Genomic DNA, 16,398 nt, shown 5'->3' on the forward strand with positions numbered 1-16,398 from the left:
CATTGCTTCCATTTTTACCTATTTTTGCATTTTTTAATCGATGGAAGAGAAAAAAAAACTGATGCGCACTGCCACCATTGCCGCATCCATTGGTGGCCTTTTGAAAGGCCAACTTAAATACATGTCCCAATACTATTCTGTAAGTGCAGTAGCTTCGACTACTGATGATACTTTGGAAAAAGTAGGTAAACGAGAAGGTATTGCGGTATTTCCTTTGGCAATGGCACGCTCAATAAGTATAGTTCAAGATTTAAAATCTGTATGGAACCTTTACAGGCTCTTTAAAAGGGAAAGGCCCCATATTGTCCATTCCATGACACCAAAGGCCGGACTGTTAACAATGATGGCTGCTTATTTCGCAGGTGTTCCCCATAGGCTACATACGTTTACCGGTCTAATTTTTCCAACTAAAACCGGGGCCATGCAAAAGTTGTTGATCGTTATGGACAGGGTTCTGTGTTTTTGTGCCACCCGCGTATATCCAGAGGGGCAAGGCGTGAAGAAAGACCTTGAAAAATTTAAAATTACTTCTAAAACCCTTAAAGTCATAGCAAACGGTAATGTCAATGGTATTGATCTGGATTTTTTTGACGCCAGTCGATACAATGCCGATGAAAAACAAGAACTTAAACAAAAATTGGACATCAAGGACAGTGATTTTGTTTTTCTCTTTGCGGGTAGAATCGTGCGGGACAAGGGCATAAACGAGTTAGTTGGCGCATTTAAAAAATTACTGGAGACAAATAGCAATGCGATTTTGTTAGTGCTCGGCGATTATGAAAGGGAGCTAGATCCCATACTTCCAGAAACAGAAGCGGTTATAGTCAACCACGATAATGTTATCTGTACTGGTTGGCAAGATGATGTGCGTCCGTTTTTCGCCATTTCAGATTGCATGGTACTGCCAAGTTATCGAGAAGGGTTTCCAAATACCGTAATACAAGCAGGTGCAATGAAGTTACCGAGTATTGTAACCGATATAAGCGGTTGTAATGAAATTATCATTGAAGGTCGCAATGGAACGTTAGTACCTGTGAAGAATGCTACCGTACTTCATCAAAAAATGAAGGAAATGATTGATAAAACGGTTATATACGACCCTGAAGAGTGCTATGAGCTCATTGCATCTAGGTACAAACAAGACTTTGTTTGGGAGAAACTGTTAGAAGAATATCGCAGTTTAGACTAAAAAATATACACTCTTTTATGAGTATTGTATGCATTATTTGTTTTTCAAAAAATTCCCAGCATCGTATTTAACAGCTGAGTATAGTAAAATAACATCGTTCTGATTTACTTAATATATTTTTCACTTACCGAGTTAAAAGTGTAATTGACGGTTTTATTTTTAAAATTTTAAGGTTCCCTTATTTTTGCGACTAATTTTAGGAACATAAAATACTATTATAGTAAAGCATGATAACAGTTTTATAGTATAACCCCAACGTTAAGTGAATACGTATTCCCAAGTAATCCAACCATAACAAACTCAGAAGTACAAGTAGCTCGCAACTTTATGGAGAAGAATCCATTTACAACGTACCCTTTTACCAATATTTGGATGCAACATTTTGGTCCGAATAAAAAAGGGTTGAAATTTTCTTTTATAGAAAACTTGTCTTTCGTAAAACATTCACTCCTGCCGCTTTATTTTAATGTAGGCAAAACCAATACAAAAGGAGTCACTTATAAATTACAAAATGAAAATACGGCTTCCTTTCGTAGAAAGGTCTTTTTGGTCTACGATGTGCCAACATATAGAATAGATGAGCCCGAGTTCAAGGAAAATACGTTGACTGTAAAAAAAGTAAAGAAATATTCAGGTTTCCTTATTGATTTAACTCCCTACACCACTTTAGACCAATATCTAACCACAACCTTAAGCAAGCGGAGTAAGCAAAAAATGAACCGCTACAAAAAACGTTTAGAGACCTGTTTCAAAATTAGGCATGTCATGTATGGTAGAGAAATTTCAAAAGATATGTACAATCATCTTTTTACCCATTTTAAGAGGCTCTTGGTAAAACGCTTTGAAGATAAAAGACAGACCAACAACAATTTGAACACTAAAGAATGGGAATTCTACAAAGAAGTGACTTACCAGATGATGCTAGACGGTCAAGCCTCACTTTATGTTACGTACGATGGGGAAAAACCGATTGCAATATCACTTCATAACAATTCGGATGAAACGTTATATGACGTTATCCGTAGTTTTGATATAGATTATTCAAAATTTCACCTTGGCTCTGTTGCCATAATGGGCCTTGTAGACTGGTGTTTGAAGCATGGTGTAAAAAAGTTGGATTTTTCTAAGGGGCATTATGATTATAAAAAAAGCTGGAGCAATTTAGAATATCAATTTGAATATCATGTGCTTTATGACAAAAAATCCTTGGTAGCTGTTATATTGGCTAATTGCCTGACCATCTTTTTCAAATTAAAACAATTCTTAAGGGAAAAGAACATAAATGAAAAGCTCAATAAGCTTACCTTTTTTCTGAGGAACAAGGGGTACGACAATAGAACAAAAGCTATTGAATACCAGCTTATGGAATTAGAAGACCCATACCCAGAAAATAAACTTACCGAAATAGACCCATATGAATCAGGAATTGACAACTTAAAGAAAAAAGTATATGAGTTTCTTTTTCTGAGTTCGGAGCGTAAAACTGATGTTAAAGTGTATCAAATCGATTTGTCATCTTCCTATTTGATAAAAGGAATAAAACAACAAAAAATAGCTGTAACAAAATAGCCCTACTTTAAAAGTATGACCTTGAATATAAAGTTTATAAACCCACGGACAATATCGTATATACAATACTGATCAACCTAATCAAATAATGTCACTAAAGAAAGTTTCACATAATTTCTTTTCCAGTTTTCTCGAGCGAGAGAACGGTGTCCCAAAGTTTTATGAATCCATCTCTTATGCTGATTTGGACAAAGAAATTTATCGAGATGAAAAACCGTACAAGGATGAAACTAGCTCTCCTGCCCTGTTGGAAGTAACCTACGTTCCCAATTATTTGAAGACAACACTAAAAAAAGATACAAATTTTAAAACCGTAAAGCACCAATTGGTTAAAGGGTATGCGATAGATTTAACCCACATAGAAGAAGTGGACTCTTATGTTAAATTGAAATTTAAGAAGAATGCCAAAAATATAAGAAGGTCCATTAAACGTTTAGAAACATCTTTTCCCATAAAATATCATTTGTACCATGGCAATATAACCAAAGAAGAATACGACCGTCTTTTTGATTCGTTGTTGACCATGATAAAAAAACGATTTAAACAACGTAACGAAACCAGCAAACAGTTAGCACAATGGAACGAAACCTTGAATGCCACTTATGGATTGATAAAACAAAACAGGGCATCTATTTTTGTAATATACAATGCCAATGAACCTATAGAAATATCTGTAAATTATCACAGGGACAAGATTTTTTATAGTGCAATATCCTCATTTGACATAGACTATTTCAAATTTGGATTGGGACATGTTGAAATTTACAAACAACTGATTTGGTGTTTTGAAAATGATTATCACTATTTTGACATGGGTTGGGGCGATTTGGAGTACAAAAATAGATGGTGCAACAAAACCTATTTATTTGAGCAGTTTCTTCTTTATGAAAAGAAATCGCTTATTGGAAAGCTTGTCTCTTCTATCACAAACACCAAAGTAAGAACCAAAAATTACTTGATTTCCAAGAATGTACATCTTCATGTCAAAAATCTAAAGAAAACGGTCAGAAGGTATTTGAATGCATCCCAAGAACCTATATCCTTTAGCTTTCATGATCTGTCAAATGAAACAATATTGCCAAAAAAAGCAGTAAACCTTCAGAATACCAAAAATACGTTTATCCGTCGGATGGTATACGATTTTTTGTATACCAACTTGGAACATGTGGATGATATAAAAGTTTATCAAAATTTCAATAGTGACCGCGAATACTATATACTGGGTAAAAAAGTAAGCAAGATTTGTAAGGTCGATTTTAAAAAGTAAAAGCAATGCTATTGGCGAAGATCAATTTTTTTGATGAACTATTTGATAAGGGAACTATACCGTCATTTATTACGGGAATTGCTTATAAGAAGAATAATGACACATTCTTTAAGGTAGAAAACCCTAATAGAAATAAGATTGGGAATAAAAATCTATATTCTGTTAGGTTGGTACCCAACTACATAAAAATTTCAACGGACAAATCTTTTAACATGAAACGTGTTATCCAAGAGAATAAAGGATACGCCATTCAGCTAAATGGATTTACCGATGTGGACGACTATGTAAAACATCAATTTAAAAAACGGTCCAATAACATACTAAAATTAAAAAAGAGATTGGACACCTGTCTTAATACCAGTTATGAAAAATATTATGGGGATATTCCAAAGAAAACTTATGTTTTTCTCATGACCAATTTAAGGCTGATGTTGACAAGGCGTTTTGAGCAACGTAAAGAAGTCAACAAAACATTATCGAACTGGCAGGAACTGGAAAATTTGGTCTACAATCTTATTCTTAATAAAAAAGCTTCTTTGTTTGCAATTTACCATAATTCAGAACCCATACAAATCTCGTTACAATATCATTTTAATCATATTGTACATGCAGGTATCACAGCTTATGATATCGATTATCAAAAATTTGGTTTGGGCAATACGGCTATCTACGAGCAAATTGGTTGGTGCTACTCCAATAAACAGCAAGTATTGGAGCTCGGTTATGGAGATTTGGATTATAAGAGGGCTTGGAGCAATTATATGTACAATTTTGAGCACTTGATCTTTTATAAAAAAAAATGGTTCGCTGCAATTAAGGGAAAAACCGAGTACTGTAGCGTCAAAACAAAGGAGTTTTTAAAAACAAAACATGTACATCTATTTTTAAAGCATATTGGCGTCAAAATAAAAAAGTTTGGGAAACATAAAACCGTACCCAAAAGTAATGCTTCGTTGCGCTACATTAAGAAAAATATAGAAAACTTAAATGGGTATGCCGATTTAAAGGAAATTGACATCAATGATAAAAGGACAATCAAACGTATGTCAAACGATTTTTTGTTTTCCAACAAAGAAAGGTACGATGACCTGAAGGTATTTGAAATAAGTTCGGAGAAAGGAAGCTACATTTTTAGTGGAAAAAACAAGATTGAACTGGTAAAGACCACAATATGAAACAAAGTAGCGTGGTTGTGCATTTTAATGATATTGGTTAATTCTTTACAGACTGAATTATCTTTCACTTTCAAAAAAAGTTCATAATACGAGAACCATACTTAAAATATATTGGTTTTTTACTGATATCAAAAATCCATTCTTTACATTTATATAGTATCTATGTTTACGTTTTTGAGAAATATCATACCTGAACCAATAGACTTTTTGCTTCATTTTTTAGAAAAACGTTCAACCGCTGCTTTCTTTCCAGATATATACAATACGTTACTCAACCGCAAAATTTATAACAGACCTACCTCCTACACCAATTTCTTCGAAAAAAAAATCCACACTGTCTTTGATGTTCCCGGTTACCTCTTGGGCAATCTCCATTCTGAAAGTACGGGAATAACAGCTAAAAGAGTGGACATGTACAAAGGATACCTCATTAATCTTAAAGACTATACCGATATTGACGATTACCTTCAAAATAGATTTACTTCTAAAAGAAGAGCTCAATTTAGAGGATACCAAAAGAGATTGGAGCTTTCCTTCTCTACCGACTTTAAAATTTTTTATGGGGATATCGACAAAACCACCTATGATTTTCTGTTCAAAGAATTTCGACAAATGCTGGAAAAGCGATCTATACAAAAAAGAATAATCAATGATGAACTTGAGCACTGGCACATCTACCAAAGCATTGCATATAAGCTTATTCTTGACAAACAAGCGTACCTATCCGTTTTATATGATGGCAAAAAACCAATAAGCATCTGCTTAAACCTTATTTATGATACTGTTGTTTACGGTTGCATAAAAACACATGATATTGATTATGCGAAATTTTCCGTAGGCTTTATAGATTTAATAAAACAATTGGAATGGTGCTTTGACAACCATTTTGAAATTTTTGATTTTCTAAAAGGAGATTATGATTATAAGGCCAAATGGGTAGACGGAGAGTATTTTTTTCAGAAATACATTGTTTACGATGAAAAGTCAATCATTATAAAATGGGTCGCACTGGGCATCATAAAAAAATATGAACTTTTATATCGTTTTGCTCGCTGGGTCAAACACTTTAATATACATACCCAATACAGGAGTTATAGAGCTTCAAAGTACTATAGAAAAACTAAATCGTATGACCAAAGACGATTGGCAATAGCCAGAATCAACAGAGTCCCCGAGAAGGTAACCGCACAAGTAGATATGGGCAATATTGAACATGCATTTCTTAAAAAACCCTTGAATGACTTTTTATATTCCAATAAATGCCATAGTAGCACCGTTAGTGTTTTGAAAGATGAAATAAATTCGAATATTTTCTATATTCATAATAGTAAAGAGGCAATAAAAATTGTGGTAGCGTCCAAATAGCCATAAATGCTGACTGAAATTTGAAGTCGCATAACTCATGATTTTAAAAACATAGCTTATCAAAAAAAACTAATAATCAATCAAATGTTCCCCAAAAAAACTGTTGTTAAAAACTTCATGGCTTCCTTTTTAGGGGAAAGAACGGTTTCACCGTTCTATGAAAAGGTATTCAATACCTTCAATAAAGAACTTATTTATAATTATCCAGTAACTACAAAAGCAGATACACTTTTCATTATTGAAGATGTCCCCGATTATTTACAAGTTGAGCTTCCTGAAACCTTTAATGATTTGAAGCTGAAAAAAGTATCGCTCTATGACGGATATCTGATAGACTTTACCAAATACAAAAACCTTGATGAATACCTAAATCAACATTTTGGTAAGACCAGTAGGTCAAAACTTAGAAGATATGTCAATAGATTGGAACTATGTTTTGAGGTAACTTATAAAATGTATTATGGTCACATTGATAAAAAGTCTTACGATTTTTTGTTCCAAGAGTTTAAATATATGCTCAATAGACGTTTTGATCAGAAACAAGAGTGTAATTACGAGTTACAGCATTGGGATGAATTCCATGAACTTACTTACGAGCTTATTCTAGAAAAAAAAGCATCCCTATTTGTAATTTATAACGGAGAAAAGCCCATAAATATCTGTATGAACATGGTCTATGATAAGATTTTGTTTTCCAATGTAAGTTGCTATGATATTGACTATAGCGCCTTTAACTTGGGCACTATAGACATGCTCAAACACATAGAGTGGTGCTATGACAATGGCTTTGAAGTCATGGATCTATTAAAAGGATATTTATACTATAAAAAAAGATGGATCAACCACTGCTATAAATACCAATTTCACTACATCTATCTTTCGCGGGATAAGCTTGCCACGGTTATAGCAACGGTGAAAAGGTTAAAAACCGGAACATATTTTACGATATTAAATTTTTTGAAAAAATGGAATGTACATATCTGGTACAGAAACCTATTGAAGTACAAGTACCGTAAAACAAAGGTCAATAAAAATCAGAAAGTTTTTAAAATACAGACGCATGAGCCATCAGAGAATTGCTCCAATCTTTCAAATAAAACAAAAATCAACTTGGAAGCTGACGGATTTTCTTATTTGAGAAAGGTTGTTTTCGATTTTTTGTATTCAAAACACGAATCGTATAGAGACACTAAAGTATTCCGTTTCAACAAAAACACGAACGAATTCCTTATAAAGGGCAAAAATCATTGTCAATTGATTGAATGCAAAACAATAGAAGGGTGATTTTCGAATGAAAAACTTTACCAAAATACAACGGATAGAATTGTTTTCGGAAGTGTTCGATAATAACACCATGCCATCAGTAATTGAAGGGATATCCTGTTTTGGGCAAAAGGAGATTCTTAATACAAATGTCAATAAGCAAGGGGAAATGGGCAGTGAAAAAGTATATTCCATGCGTTTAGTTCCTAATTACATGGCACTTAAACTACACTTGGACCAAACTTTTAAAGTCAAAAAAATTCTTCAGGAGAATTGGGGTTACAGCATTTTATTAAAAGATTTTTCCAGTGTGGACCAGTACATCAATGAACAGTTTAAGGCCAATTTTAGAAAGTTGGTAAAAAGATATGTAACCAGATTGGAATCATCATTTGAAATCAACTACAGGTTTATCCATGGAAATATAGCAAGGCAAGAATACCATTCTATTATGGAAGCCTTGAAGGGAATGATAATTAGAAGATTTGGACAGAAAGGTGAAAATAGTAATGATCTGTACAAATGGCCGGAACTCATGTCCAAAACATTTGATCAAATCAATACAGGAAAAGCTTCGCTATTTATTATCTATCATGAAGAATTGCCCATAGAGATTTCTTTGAACTATCATTTTGGCACTATTCTTTTTAGCGCTGTTTCCTCGTACAATATCGACTATGCCAAATTTGGTCTTGGCCACGTTGAAATCTATAAACAGTTGGAATGGTGCATCTCCAATGGATATGTGTGCTTTGAAATGGGTGTTGGCGGAATGGATTATAAACGAAGATGGAGCAATAATATCTATCAATTTGAACATCATGTCATCTATGGTAAAAACTCCATAGAAGAAAGATTGCTAGGCAACATTGAAACGATGCGAATTTCCTTAAAAGAGTATCTAAAATCCAAAAAACTCAATTTAATATCGTTTAAAATTAAATCTTTGGCACTTCTTGCATCAAAATCAAAAAATACCAAGTATAGGATAACCTACCTGGATGATGCAATACCAAAGACAGGATTCACAATAATTGATTCACAAAACGTGAAGAACAACTCCTTAAAGAAACATATATATGACTTTCTATATCTAAATCGTGAACGTTTGAAAGAAGTGGAAATCCTAGAAATAGAAAAAGGCAAATATTACATTGTAAAGGGAATAAATAAAAGTATGGAACTTAAGAAAGTGGGATGAACTTTTTGTCGACAAAATAGGTTATGTAGATTTCTCCAAGGCCTTTTAAAAATTCTATACTTGCCTTTCTAAACATGTACATGTTCAATTACTGTCAATGAGATATTTTAAAAATGTGAACGATATATTTAGGTTAAGTTTGTATCTATTCTATTACGCTAAAGATTTGAGCAGTGCTATTTAATTCTTTCGAGTTTTTAATCTTCTGTCCTCTCGTTGTAATCGGTTTCTATTGCTTACCTCATAAATACAGATGGCTATGGCTGCTACTGGCCAGTTACTATTTTTATATGGCCTCAGAACCCTCTTTGGTCATTTTGTTATTGGTATCCACCTCTGTAGACTACCTCTGCGGGCTTAAAATGGCAACCGTAACATCCAGAAAAAGTAAAAAACTACTTCTGGCACTTAGTGTTAGTGTCAATGTAGGTTTATTGTTCGTTTTTAAATATCTGAAGTTTTTTACCCTAAACATCAAAGAACTCCTTTTTTTCTTTGGATTAGAGATGGATACCTCCTCGGCATCCACAGGTTATAATTTTGCTGAGATACTACTTCCGGTAGGTATCAGTTTTTATACGTTCCAAACTATGGCCTATTCCATACAGATCTATCGAGGTGATATTCAACCTGAGAAACATTTTGGAAAATTTGCACTCTATGTTGCATTTTTTCCTCAGCTCGTTGCCGGTCCTATCGAAAGAGCTTCTCGTTTAATACCCCAGTTAAAGAAGAAAGTGTATTTCAATTATAAAGAAATCAGAAAAGGCATTTTTTATATGGCTTGGGGTCTATTCCTAAAGATTGTAGTGGCAGATAGACTTGGAATCTATGTAGATTTAGCATTTAATGATCCTGAATATTACCAGGGACCTCCTTTGATTCTAGGACATTGGTTTTTTGGCTTTCAGATTTATTATGATTTTGCAGCATATACGGCAATTGCAATTGGCGTCGCAAAAACTTTGGGAGTGGATCTTATTCAAAATTTTAACCGTCCCTTTTTCTCTAAATCGGCAGATGAGTTCTGGAGAAGGTGGCACATATCCTTAATGCAATGGATGCGCGATTATCTGTATAGACCTTTGATCAAGGATTTTAAATTCAATCGATTAAGTGCCGTGCTCTTAGTTTTTTTTATTACCGGTCTATGGCATGGTGCCAACTGGACATTTATCATATGGGGAATGCTAAATGCACTCTTGCTCATACTAGAAGTGGCGACAAAGCCTATCAGAAAAAAAATAATACAAAAACTCAGTTTTCCCAAAAGACTGTTTTCAATAATGGGTTTTGGTTTTATTTTCACCTACATCATGTTCTCTTTGATTTTTTTTAGGTCACCTTCGCTATCGCATGCTATATTGTACATTAAAAACCTTTTTAAGATCAACGCACTCCAAATCAATATTTTGGATAATTATTTTGAAATGGCCCTAAGTATTTTTCTTATTCTATTTGTGCAGACCATTCATTATTTAAAGGGAAATTCTCGAATTCATGAACTTGTATTCAAGAGGTCGGCCCCAATGCGGTGGGCCATCTATATTTGCTTTATTTTTGTTGTAGTGCTATTTGGTCTTAATCGACAAAATACCTTCATCTATTTTCAGTTTTAAATCTGTGTCTAATATGCTTGTATCCAGATGAAGTCATTTTTTCTTAAAGTAACTTTACTTTTCGCTCTATTGTTAGGAGCTTATCTATTTTTACTTCATAGACTTGTACTAGGACCTGTAGATGGTTACTATTACAAATTTACACAAGAGGCAGAAGGGATAATCCTTGGCCTTTCGCGTGCAAATACGGGTATTACACCCCATATATTGAATAAAGAGCTATCAGCTGTTACCAAGTATGTACCAACCACCAACTTCGCCTTTGAAAAATTCCAATCACCCTACGGAGAAGTTTATTTAAATGCCATAAAGAAAAAACTGAGCATTCAAAAAGAACGTTCCCTATCTATTCTTTGTGTTACTCCAGGAAGCCTAACCGCTCCCAAGGGTATGGATAGTAACGCCATCTTTAAAATGGACAAAAAAAGTATGCTCGGAAAAGTTTCCGATTATACTTCAAATCCCAACTATGATTATATCATCCATTGTTATGGACAATCATTGTACAATGCATTGATAACAAGTAAAGAAGATAACCAGACCACATTGCATACGGATGGATGGCGTGAATTTAAATTAAAAAGCAATCTCTATGAAGTAACCCAAGAAGATATAGAATATGGAAAATCCTTCACATTGGAGAATCACAAAAATGCAAACGAAACCGAAAAAAAATCCCCTTACAGGATTAATAATTTGATAGCTACCATAGCTTTTCTTAAAACCAAGAGCGATGTCTTTTTGGTACGAATGCCCGCTGATTCGGATATCATTGAACTGGAAAATCAACAATGGGTAAATTTTGATAGGACAATGGATTCCATAGCCCAAGTAAAAGGCATAACGTATCTAAATTATACACTTCCCTCCTATTCTTTTAGCACCTATGATGGCTCGCACATGCATTCCTCGAGTGCCAAAGCATTTACTGTCGTCTTGGCAAAGGACATAAGTCACAACTTAAGCTTTGCCCCAAATCCCAATTCTCATATCGACAACGATTAAACGCTAAAAATCATTTTTCAAAGTGCACTGTTCTTGGCAATACTAAATTGATTACCATCGGATCTTATGAAAAGAAAAACAATAAGCAAAAGCATAGCGTCCTAGTCTTTTCAACTTTTATTCCTGTAATTCAACGCCTATTCTAAACTATTTAGAATCGTATAGGTTTACTTTGTGACCAAAACAGTTTTTAGTATATTTCGAATGTTACGAAATCGCAAGACTTATATTCCAAATCTCCGCCAGACAAACAATCTCTCGATAATAAATTGTATATGTATTCAAAAGGTATAAAAAGAATTTTAGATTTTTTCGCAGCGCTGTTTGCTCTCATTTTCTTCCTTCCCATATTCCTTATTGTCGGTATTGTATTATCAATTTCCAATAACGGAAAACCCTTTTTCTTTCAAAAACGCCCAGGGAAAAATGGAAAGACTTTTACCATTATCAAGTTTAAGACCATGAACGATAAAACAGATGAAAAGGGTGAGTTACTTCCTTTTGAGGACAGAATAACCCCTATTGGTTCATTTGTACGAAAATATTCATTGGATGAGCTACCACAATTATTCAACATAATCAAGGGAGATATGAGTTTAATCGGTCCCAGGCCACTCTTGCTCCAGTACATACCATTGTACAATGATTTTCAAAAAAGAAGACATGAAGTAAGGCCAGGTATTACTGGCTGGGCACAGATTAATGGTAGAAATACGATAGATTGGGATACGAAGTTTGGATATGATGTATGGTATGTTGACAACATTTCTTTCTCACTTGATCTGAAAATATTATTCTTGACCATAAAAAAGGTTTTACTTAAAGAAGGTGTAAATTCTGGAGAGAATTTAAATATGCCCGATTTTATGGGAAATTAAAAAGGCATACATGACCGATAAAAAATTAGAGGCATACCAACTAAAGTCAGATAGCGATAAAGCGTTCTATAAGGAGCAATTGAAGAAAATCAATAGTAAAAATCCTTTTTTCAAGCTAGAATTGCTTCAAATAGATACCATAAGCGGCGGTAATCTGAGATATTTCATCTATTATTCAAAAGGAGCACCGGTAATTTTGATGAACTTTATACTTAGGCCCATTCCGTCCTCAACCTATTTTGATGTAATTAGCCCCTACGGTTATAATGGTCCGCTTTTTAAAGATGAAATTGATTGTGAGGTTATTGCGGATTTCTGGGCAAAAGTGGACGAGTGGTATGCTGAAAACAATGTAATTTCGGAGTTCATTCGGTTTAACCTGAATAACAACCATAAAAAATATTCAGGCACCATAGTCCACACGCTAAACAATGTAAGAGGTACCATTATAGATGAAGAGGCCCAATGGGCAAACTTTAAACCCAAAGTAAGGAACAATTACAGAAAAGCAGTCAAAAATGATTTGACGTTTGCCATTTACCATAAAAATATTGATGAAGGCGTATTAGACTCTTTTCATGATATCTATACCAGAACCATGAAGAGAAATGAAGCAACGGACCAATATTTCTATCCAAAGGAGTACTTTAAAAATTATACACAGAATAACCCAAAAAGATGTGCAATAGCATTGATTTTCCATGACGGAAAACCAATCTCTACGGAATTGATACTGCTGTCCAAAAAAACGGTGTACTCATTTTTGGGAGGCACTCTTTCCGACTATTTTACTTTAAGACCAAATGATTATTTGAAAATCAATATTTTAAAATGGGCACGTGAAAATAAGTATGGATTCTACGTTTTGGGAGGCGGTAGAAAAGATGGTGATTCCTTGTATTCTTATAAAAAAACCTTTTTCTCCAAGGATGATGACATTAGCTATTATACCGGAAGAAAAATAATAAATAAAGAGGCCTATTACCAAGAGGTCAAAAAGAACAACGCATTGGCGGAAAGTTACTCACAAGAAAATATAGTAGAAGGTTTCTTTCCTAAATATAGACAACATGAAAAGTAGCACAAAATTTTCATTTATTGCACTTACCAATGCCCAAGAATGGGACATGGCCTTGCACGACATTGGAGATTTTGACTTCTACCATACTTTTGGTTATCATGAGCTATCTGCCAAAGAGGAAGAAAAACCGGTTCTATTGGTTTATAAGGATGAAAATGTCCGCATTGCCCTTCCTATTATAATAAGGCCCATACCTGGAACACCATACTTTGACGCCACTTCGGTATACGGCTATGCAGGTCCGGTAAGCAAATGGTCAAAAAAGGCGCATAACAACGCTAACTTTAAAAAAGAGCTGCTATCGTTCTTAAAAAAACAAAAAATTATAAGCGTCTTTTCAAGACTTAACCCTTACATCACTGATCAGGATAAAGTCCTTCACGGCATGGGGGACATTTCTGAACTTGGCAATATTGTTTATTTGGACTTAAAAAGTAATCCAGATGAACAAAAAACCGTTTTCTCTAAAACAACTAAAAGATATTTAAAAAAGCTTAGAAATTTTTGTGATATCCATACCGCCGAATCACCACAAGAAATTAAAAAATTTATCGAGCTTTACCATGAAAATATGAAAAGGGTGAATGCTGCGGAATCCTACTTTTTTGAAGAGTCCTATTTTTTTTCTCTTTTGGGTCAAACGAGTTTCAAATCAAAGGTTTTCTTTGTGACCCTAAAAGAGACCAAAGAAATTATTTCTGCTGCTATGATGATGTATACAAATAATGATATTGTGCAATATCATATATCGGGCACATCGGATAAGTACTTACATCTAAGCCCAATACGGTTGATTATAGATGAAGTTCGCATTAAAAGTTATGCAGAAGGTTATCGTGTGTTTAACCTAGGCGGTGGTTTAGGTAGTAAAGAAGATTCTTTGTTCAATTTTAAAGCGTCTTTTTCAAAGAGTTTTAAACGATTTAGAATCTGGAAATTTATTGTAGACGAAACAATTTACAATCAAATAACCCAATTGAACAAAGACCACCTTTTAAATCGTAATATCAACTTTTTCCCCATATACAGGTATAAAAACAATGAACAAGAAACATGAGCCTCTCGATTTTATGGATTTAGATAGAATAGCTTATCCATTATTTTAAAATGGGAAATCTATGAAGATGATTATAACGTATTATATATGAACACCTATATCGATTATAAATGAATATATTAATAACATCTGTCGGCAGAAGAGTATCGCTCGTTGAAATATTCAAGACAGAGCTTTCCAAAATTTTCCCCGAAGGAAAGGTTTTCACAGTGGACTCCCAAATACAGTTGTCCGCAGCATGCAAGGTAGCTGATGGCGCGTTTAACGTACCCAAGGTAAACGACAACGATTACCTTCAGACATTGATTGATATCTGTACAGTTAATGAAATTTCCCTTATTGTACCCACTATAGATACCGAACTAAAAATACTTGCTCAAAATAAAGAGGTGTTTTTGGAACATAACGTGAATGTGGTCATATCAAGTTTGGGTTTTATAGAAAAATGTAGGAATAAATATAAAATACACGATTTCTTTGCAGCAAACAATATCGAAGTAGCCAAGGAGTACGACAAGAACGATTATAACCTCCCACTTTTTATAAAACCCTATGATGGTAGTAGAAGTGTAGATACTTATGTCATTCAAAAGCAGGAGGACCTCACTGAATATCATTTTAAGAACGAAAAACTAATGTTTTTGGAGTACTTAAGTCCATCGGAGTTTCAAGAATATACATGTGATCTGTATTTTGATAAAAATCATGACTTAAAATGTGCTGTACCTAGAAAGCGTCTAGAAGTAAGGGATGGAGAGGTCAGCAAAGGAAAAACGGAGGAAAATAGTATTATTCCATATATCAAAAAACGACTTCATCATATTGAAGGTGCCAGAGGATGCTTAACGGTTCAGTTCTTTAAGCATAAAACAGACGACAGAATTGTTGGTATAGAGGTGAATCCTAGATTCGGAGGTGGATTCCCATTAACATACCATGCTGGGGCAAATTATGTTAAATGGCTCATAGAGGAATATCTTCTGGACAAAAAAATAGACGAACAATTCAATAGCTGGGAACCAAATCTTTTAATGTTGCGCTATGATAAGGAAATTCTAGTTCATGAACATAAGGATTGAAAAAGAGGATGTCATTGTCTTTGACCTTGACGACACTCTTTATAACGAAATTGATTTTTTAAAATCTGCGTATCTCGAAATTGCCGCCAAATTAGAACCAAAAGAGTCTTTTTTCCTATATGCGCAAATGTTTTCACTCTATAGAAAAAGTGAAAACGTATTTGATTTTCTCACAAAAAAATATAACATAACAAAGGGAGAACTGGTACAAAAGTATCGAAACCATTTACCCAGCATACAATTGTTCAGCGGTGCTGACGACGTTCTGCTAAAAATAAAGGAGAATGATGGAAAGCTTGCCATAATAACGGACGGTAGAAGTTTATCTCAACGAAATAAAATCAAACAGTTGGGACTAGAACCGTTAATGGACCATATCATTATTTCAGAAGAAATAGGAAGTGAAAAACCAAGTGAACTAAACTATCGTAAGGTGGAAGACTTTTTTAAAGCGAAGAACTACACATATATTGGTGATAACGTCAATAAAGACTTCGTTACACCAAATAAATTGGGATGGAACACTGTTGGACTCATAGATAACGGAAAAAACATACATAAATCCCAAGACGTTTTATCCCGACCTGCACACTTTTTACCTAAACATTTGTTTACATCATATACAGACATCAATATTATCGCTTAATTAA

14 protein-coding genes are annotated in these 16,398 nt (G+C 34.1%); all 14 read left to right on the plus strand.

Annotation, left to right across the window (positions count from 1 at the left end; all coding sequences use genetic code 11):
• Window positions 1–40 precede the first annotated feature (40 nt).
• Entirely contained in the window at window positions 41–1,189 is a 1,149-nt protein-coding gene (locus tag LV716_RS17975) for a glycosyltransferase family 4 protein (RefSeq protein WP_163419156.1), read from the plus strand.
• A gap of 327 nt (window positions 1,190–1,516) precedes the next feature.
• Entirely contained in the window at window positions 1,517–2,758 is a 1,242-nt protein-coding gene (locus LV716_RS17980) for a GNAT family N-acetyltransferase (protein WP_163419157.1), read from the plus strand.
• An 88-nt stretch (window positions 2,759–2,846) separates the two neighbouring features.
• Window positions 2,847–4,025 carry a GNAT family N-acetyltransferase gene (locus LV716_RS17985; protein WP_163419158.1) on the plus strand — a complete coding sequence of 393 codons (1,179 nt, stop codon included), beginning with the start codon at window positions 2,847–2,849 and terminating at the stop codon, window positions 4,023–4,025.
• Between the two features lie 5 nt (window positions 4,026–4,030).
• Complete coding sequence (locus LV716_RS17990) at window positions 4,031–5,200, plus strand: GNAT family N-acetyltransferase (RefSeq protein WP_163419159.1); 1,170 nt, start codon at window positions 4,031–4,033, stop codon at window positions 5,198–5,200.
• A 162-nt stretch (window positions 5,201–5,362) separates the two neighbouring features.
• Window positions 5,363–6,565 carry a GNAT family N-acetyltransferase gene (locus LV716_RS17995; RefSeq protein WP_163419160.1) on the plus strand — a complete coding sequence of 401 codons (1,203 nt, stop codon included), beginning with the start codon at window positions 5,363–5,365 and terminating at the stop codon, window positions 6,563–6,565.
• A gap of 84 nt (window positions 6,566–6,649) precedes the next feature.
• Complete coding sequence (locus LV716_RS18000; protein WP_163419161.1) at window positions 6,650–7,849, plus strand: GNAT family N-acetyltransferase; 1,200 nt, start codon at window positions 6,650–6,652, stop codon at window positions 7,847–7,849.
• A gap of 7 nt (window positions 7,850–7,856) precedes the next feature.
• Window positions 7,857–9,029, plus strand: a complete 1,173-nt coding sequence (locus tag LV716_RS18005; protein WP_163419162.1) for a GNAT family N-acetyltransferase — start codon at window positions 7,857–7,859, stop codon at window positions 9,027–9,029.
• A 290-nt stretch (window positions 9,030–9,319) separates the two neighbouring features.
• Entirely contained in the window at window positions 9,320–10,648 is a 1,329-nt protein-coding gene (locus tag LV716_RS18010) for an MBOAT family protein (RefSeq protein WP_233759179.1), read from the plus strand.
• Window positions 10,649–10,675: 27 nt separating this feature from the next.
• Window positions 10,676–11,653 (plus strand): hypothetical protein, encoded by a 978-nt coding sequence (locus tag LV716_RS18015; protein ID WP_163419164.1) that lies wholly within the window; start codon window positions 10,676–10,678, stop codon window positions 11,651–11,653.
• Window positions 11,654–11,928: 275 nt separating this feature from the next.
• The gene (locus tag LV716_RS18020) at window positions 11,929–12,531 is read left to right on the plus strand and encodes a sugar transferase (protein ID WP_163419165.1); all 603 of its coding nucleotides are present in this window, start codon (window positions 11,929–11,931) and stop codon (window positions 12,529–12,531) included.
• 10 nt (window positions 12,532–12,541) lie between these two features.
• A complete protein-coding gene (locus LV716_RS18025; protein WP_163419166.1) occupies window positions 12,542–13,612 on the plus strand; it encodes a GNAT family N-acetyltransferase in 1,071 nt (356 codons plus the stop codon).
• A complete protein-coding gene (locus LV716_RS18030; protein ID WP_163419167.1) occupies window positions 13,602–14,669 on the plus strand; it encodes a peptidoglycan bridge formation glycyltransferase FemA/FemB family protein in 1,068 nt (355 codons plus the stop codon). The genes LV716_RS18025 and LV716_RS18030 overlap by 11 nt, the downstream gene beginning before the upstream one ends.
• 110 nt (window positions 14,670–14,779) lie before the next feature.
• Window positions 14,780–15,748: an ATP-grasp domain-containing protein gene (locus LV716_RS18035; protein WP_163419168.1), complete on the plus strand. Its 969-nt coding sequence runs from the start codon at window positions 14,780–14,782 to the stop codon at window positions 15,746–15,748.
• Complete coding sequence (locus tag LV716_RS18040; RefSeq protein ID WP_163419169.1) at window positions 15,732–16,394, plus strand: HAD family hydrolase; 663 nt, start codon at window positions 15,732–15,734, stop codon at window positions 16,392–16,394. Before LV716_RS18035 ends, LV716_RS18040 begins: the two co-directional genes overlap by 17 nt.
• The last annotated feature ends 4 nt before the right edge of the window (window positions 16,395–16,398 follow it).

Origin of the sequence: Flagellimonas sp. HMM57, assembly GCF_021390175.1 — a bacterium.
GTDB lineage: Bacteria > Bacteroidota > Bacteroidia > Flavobacteriales > Flavobacteriaceae > Flagellimonas.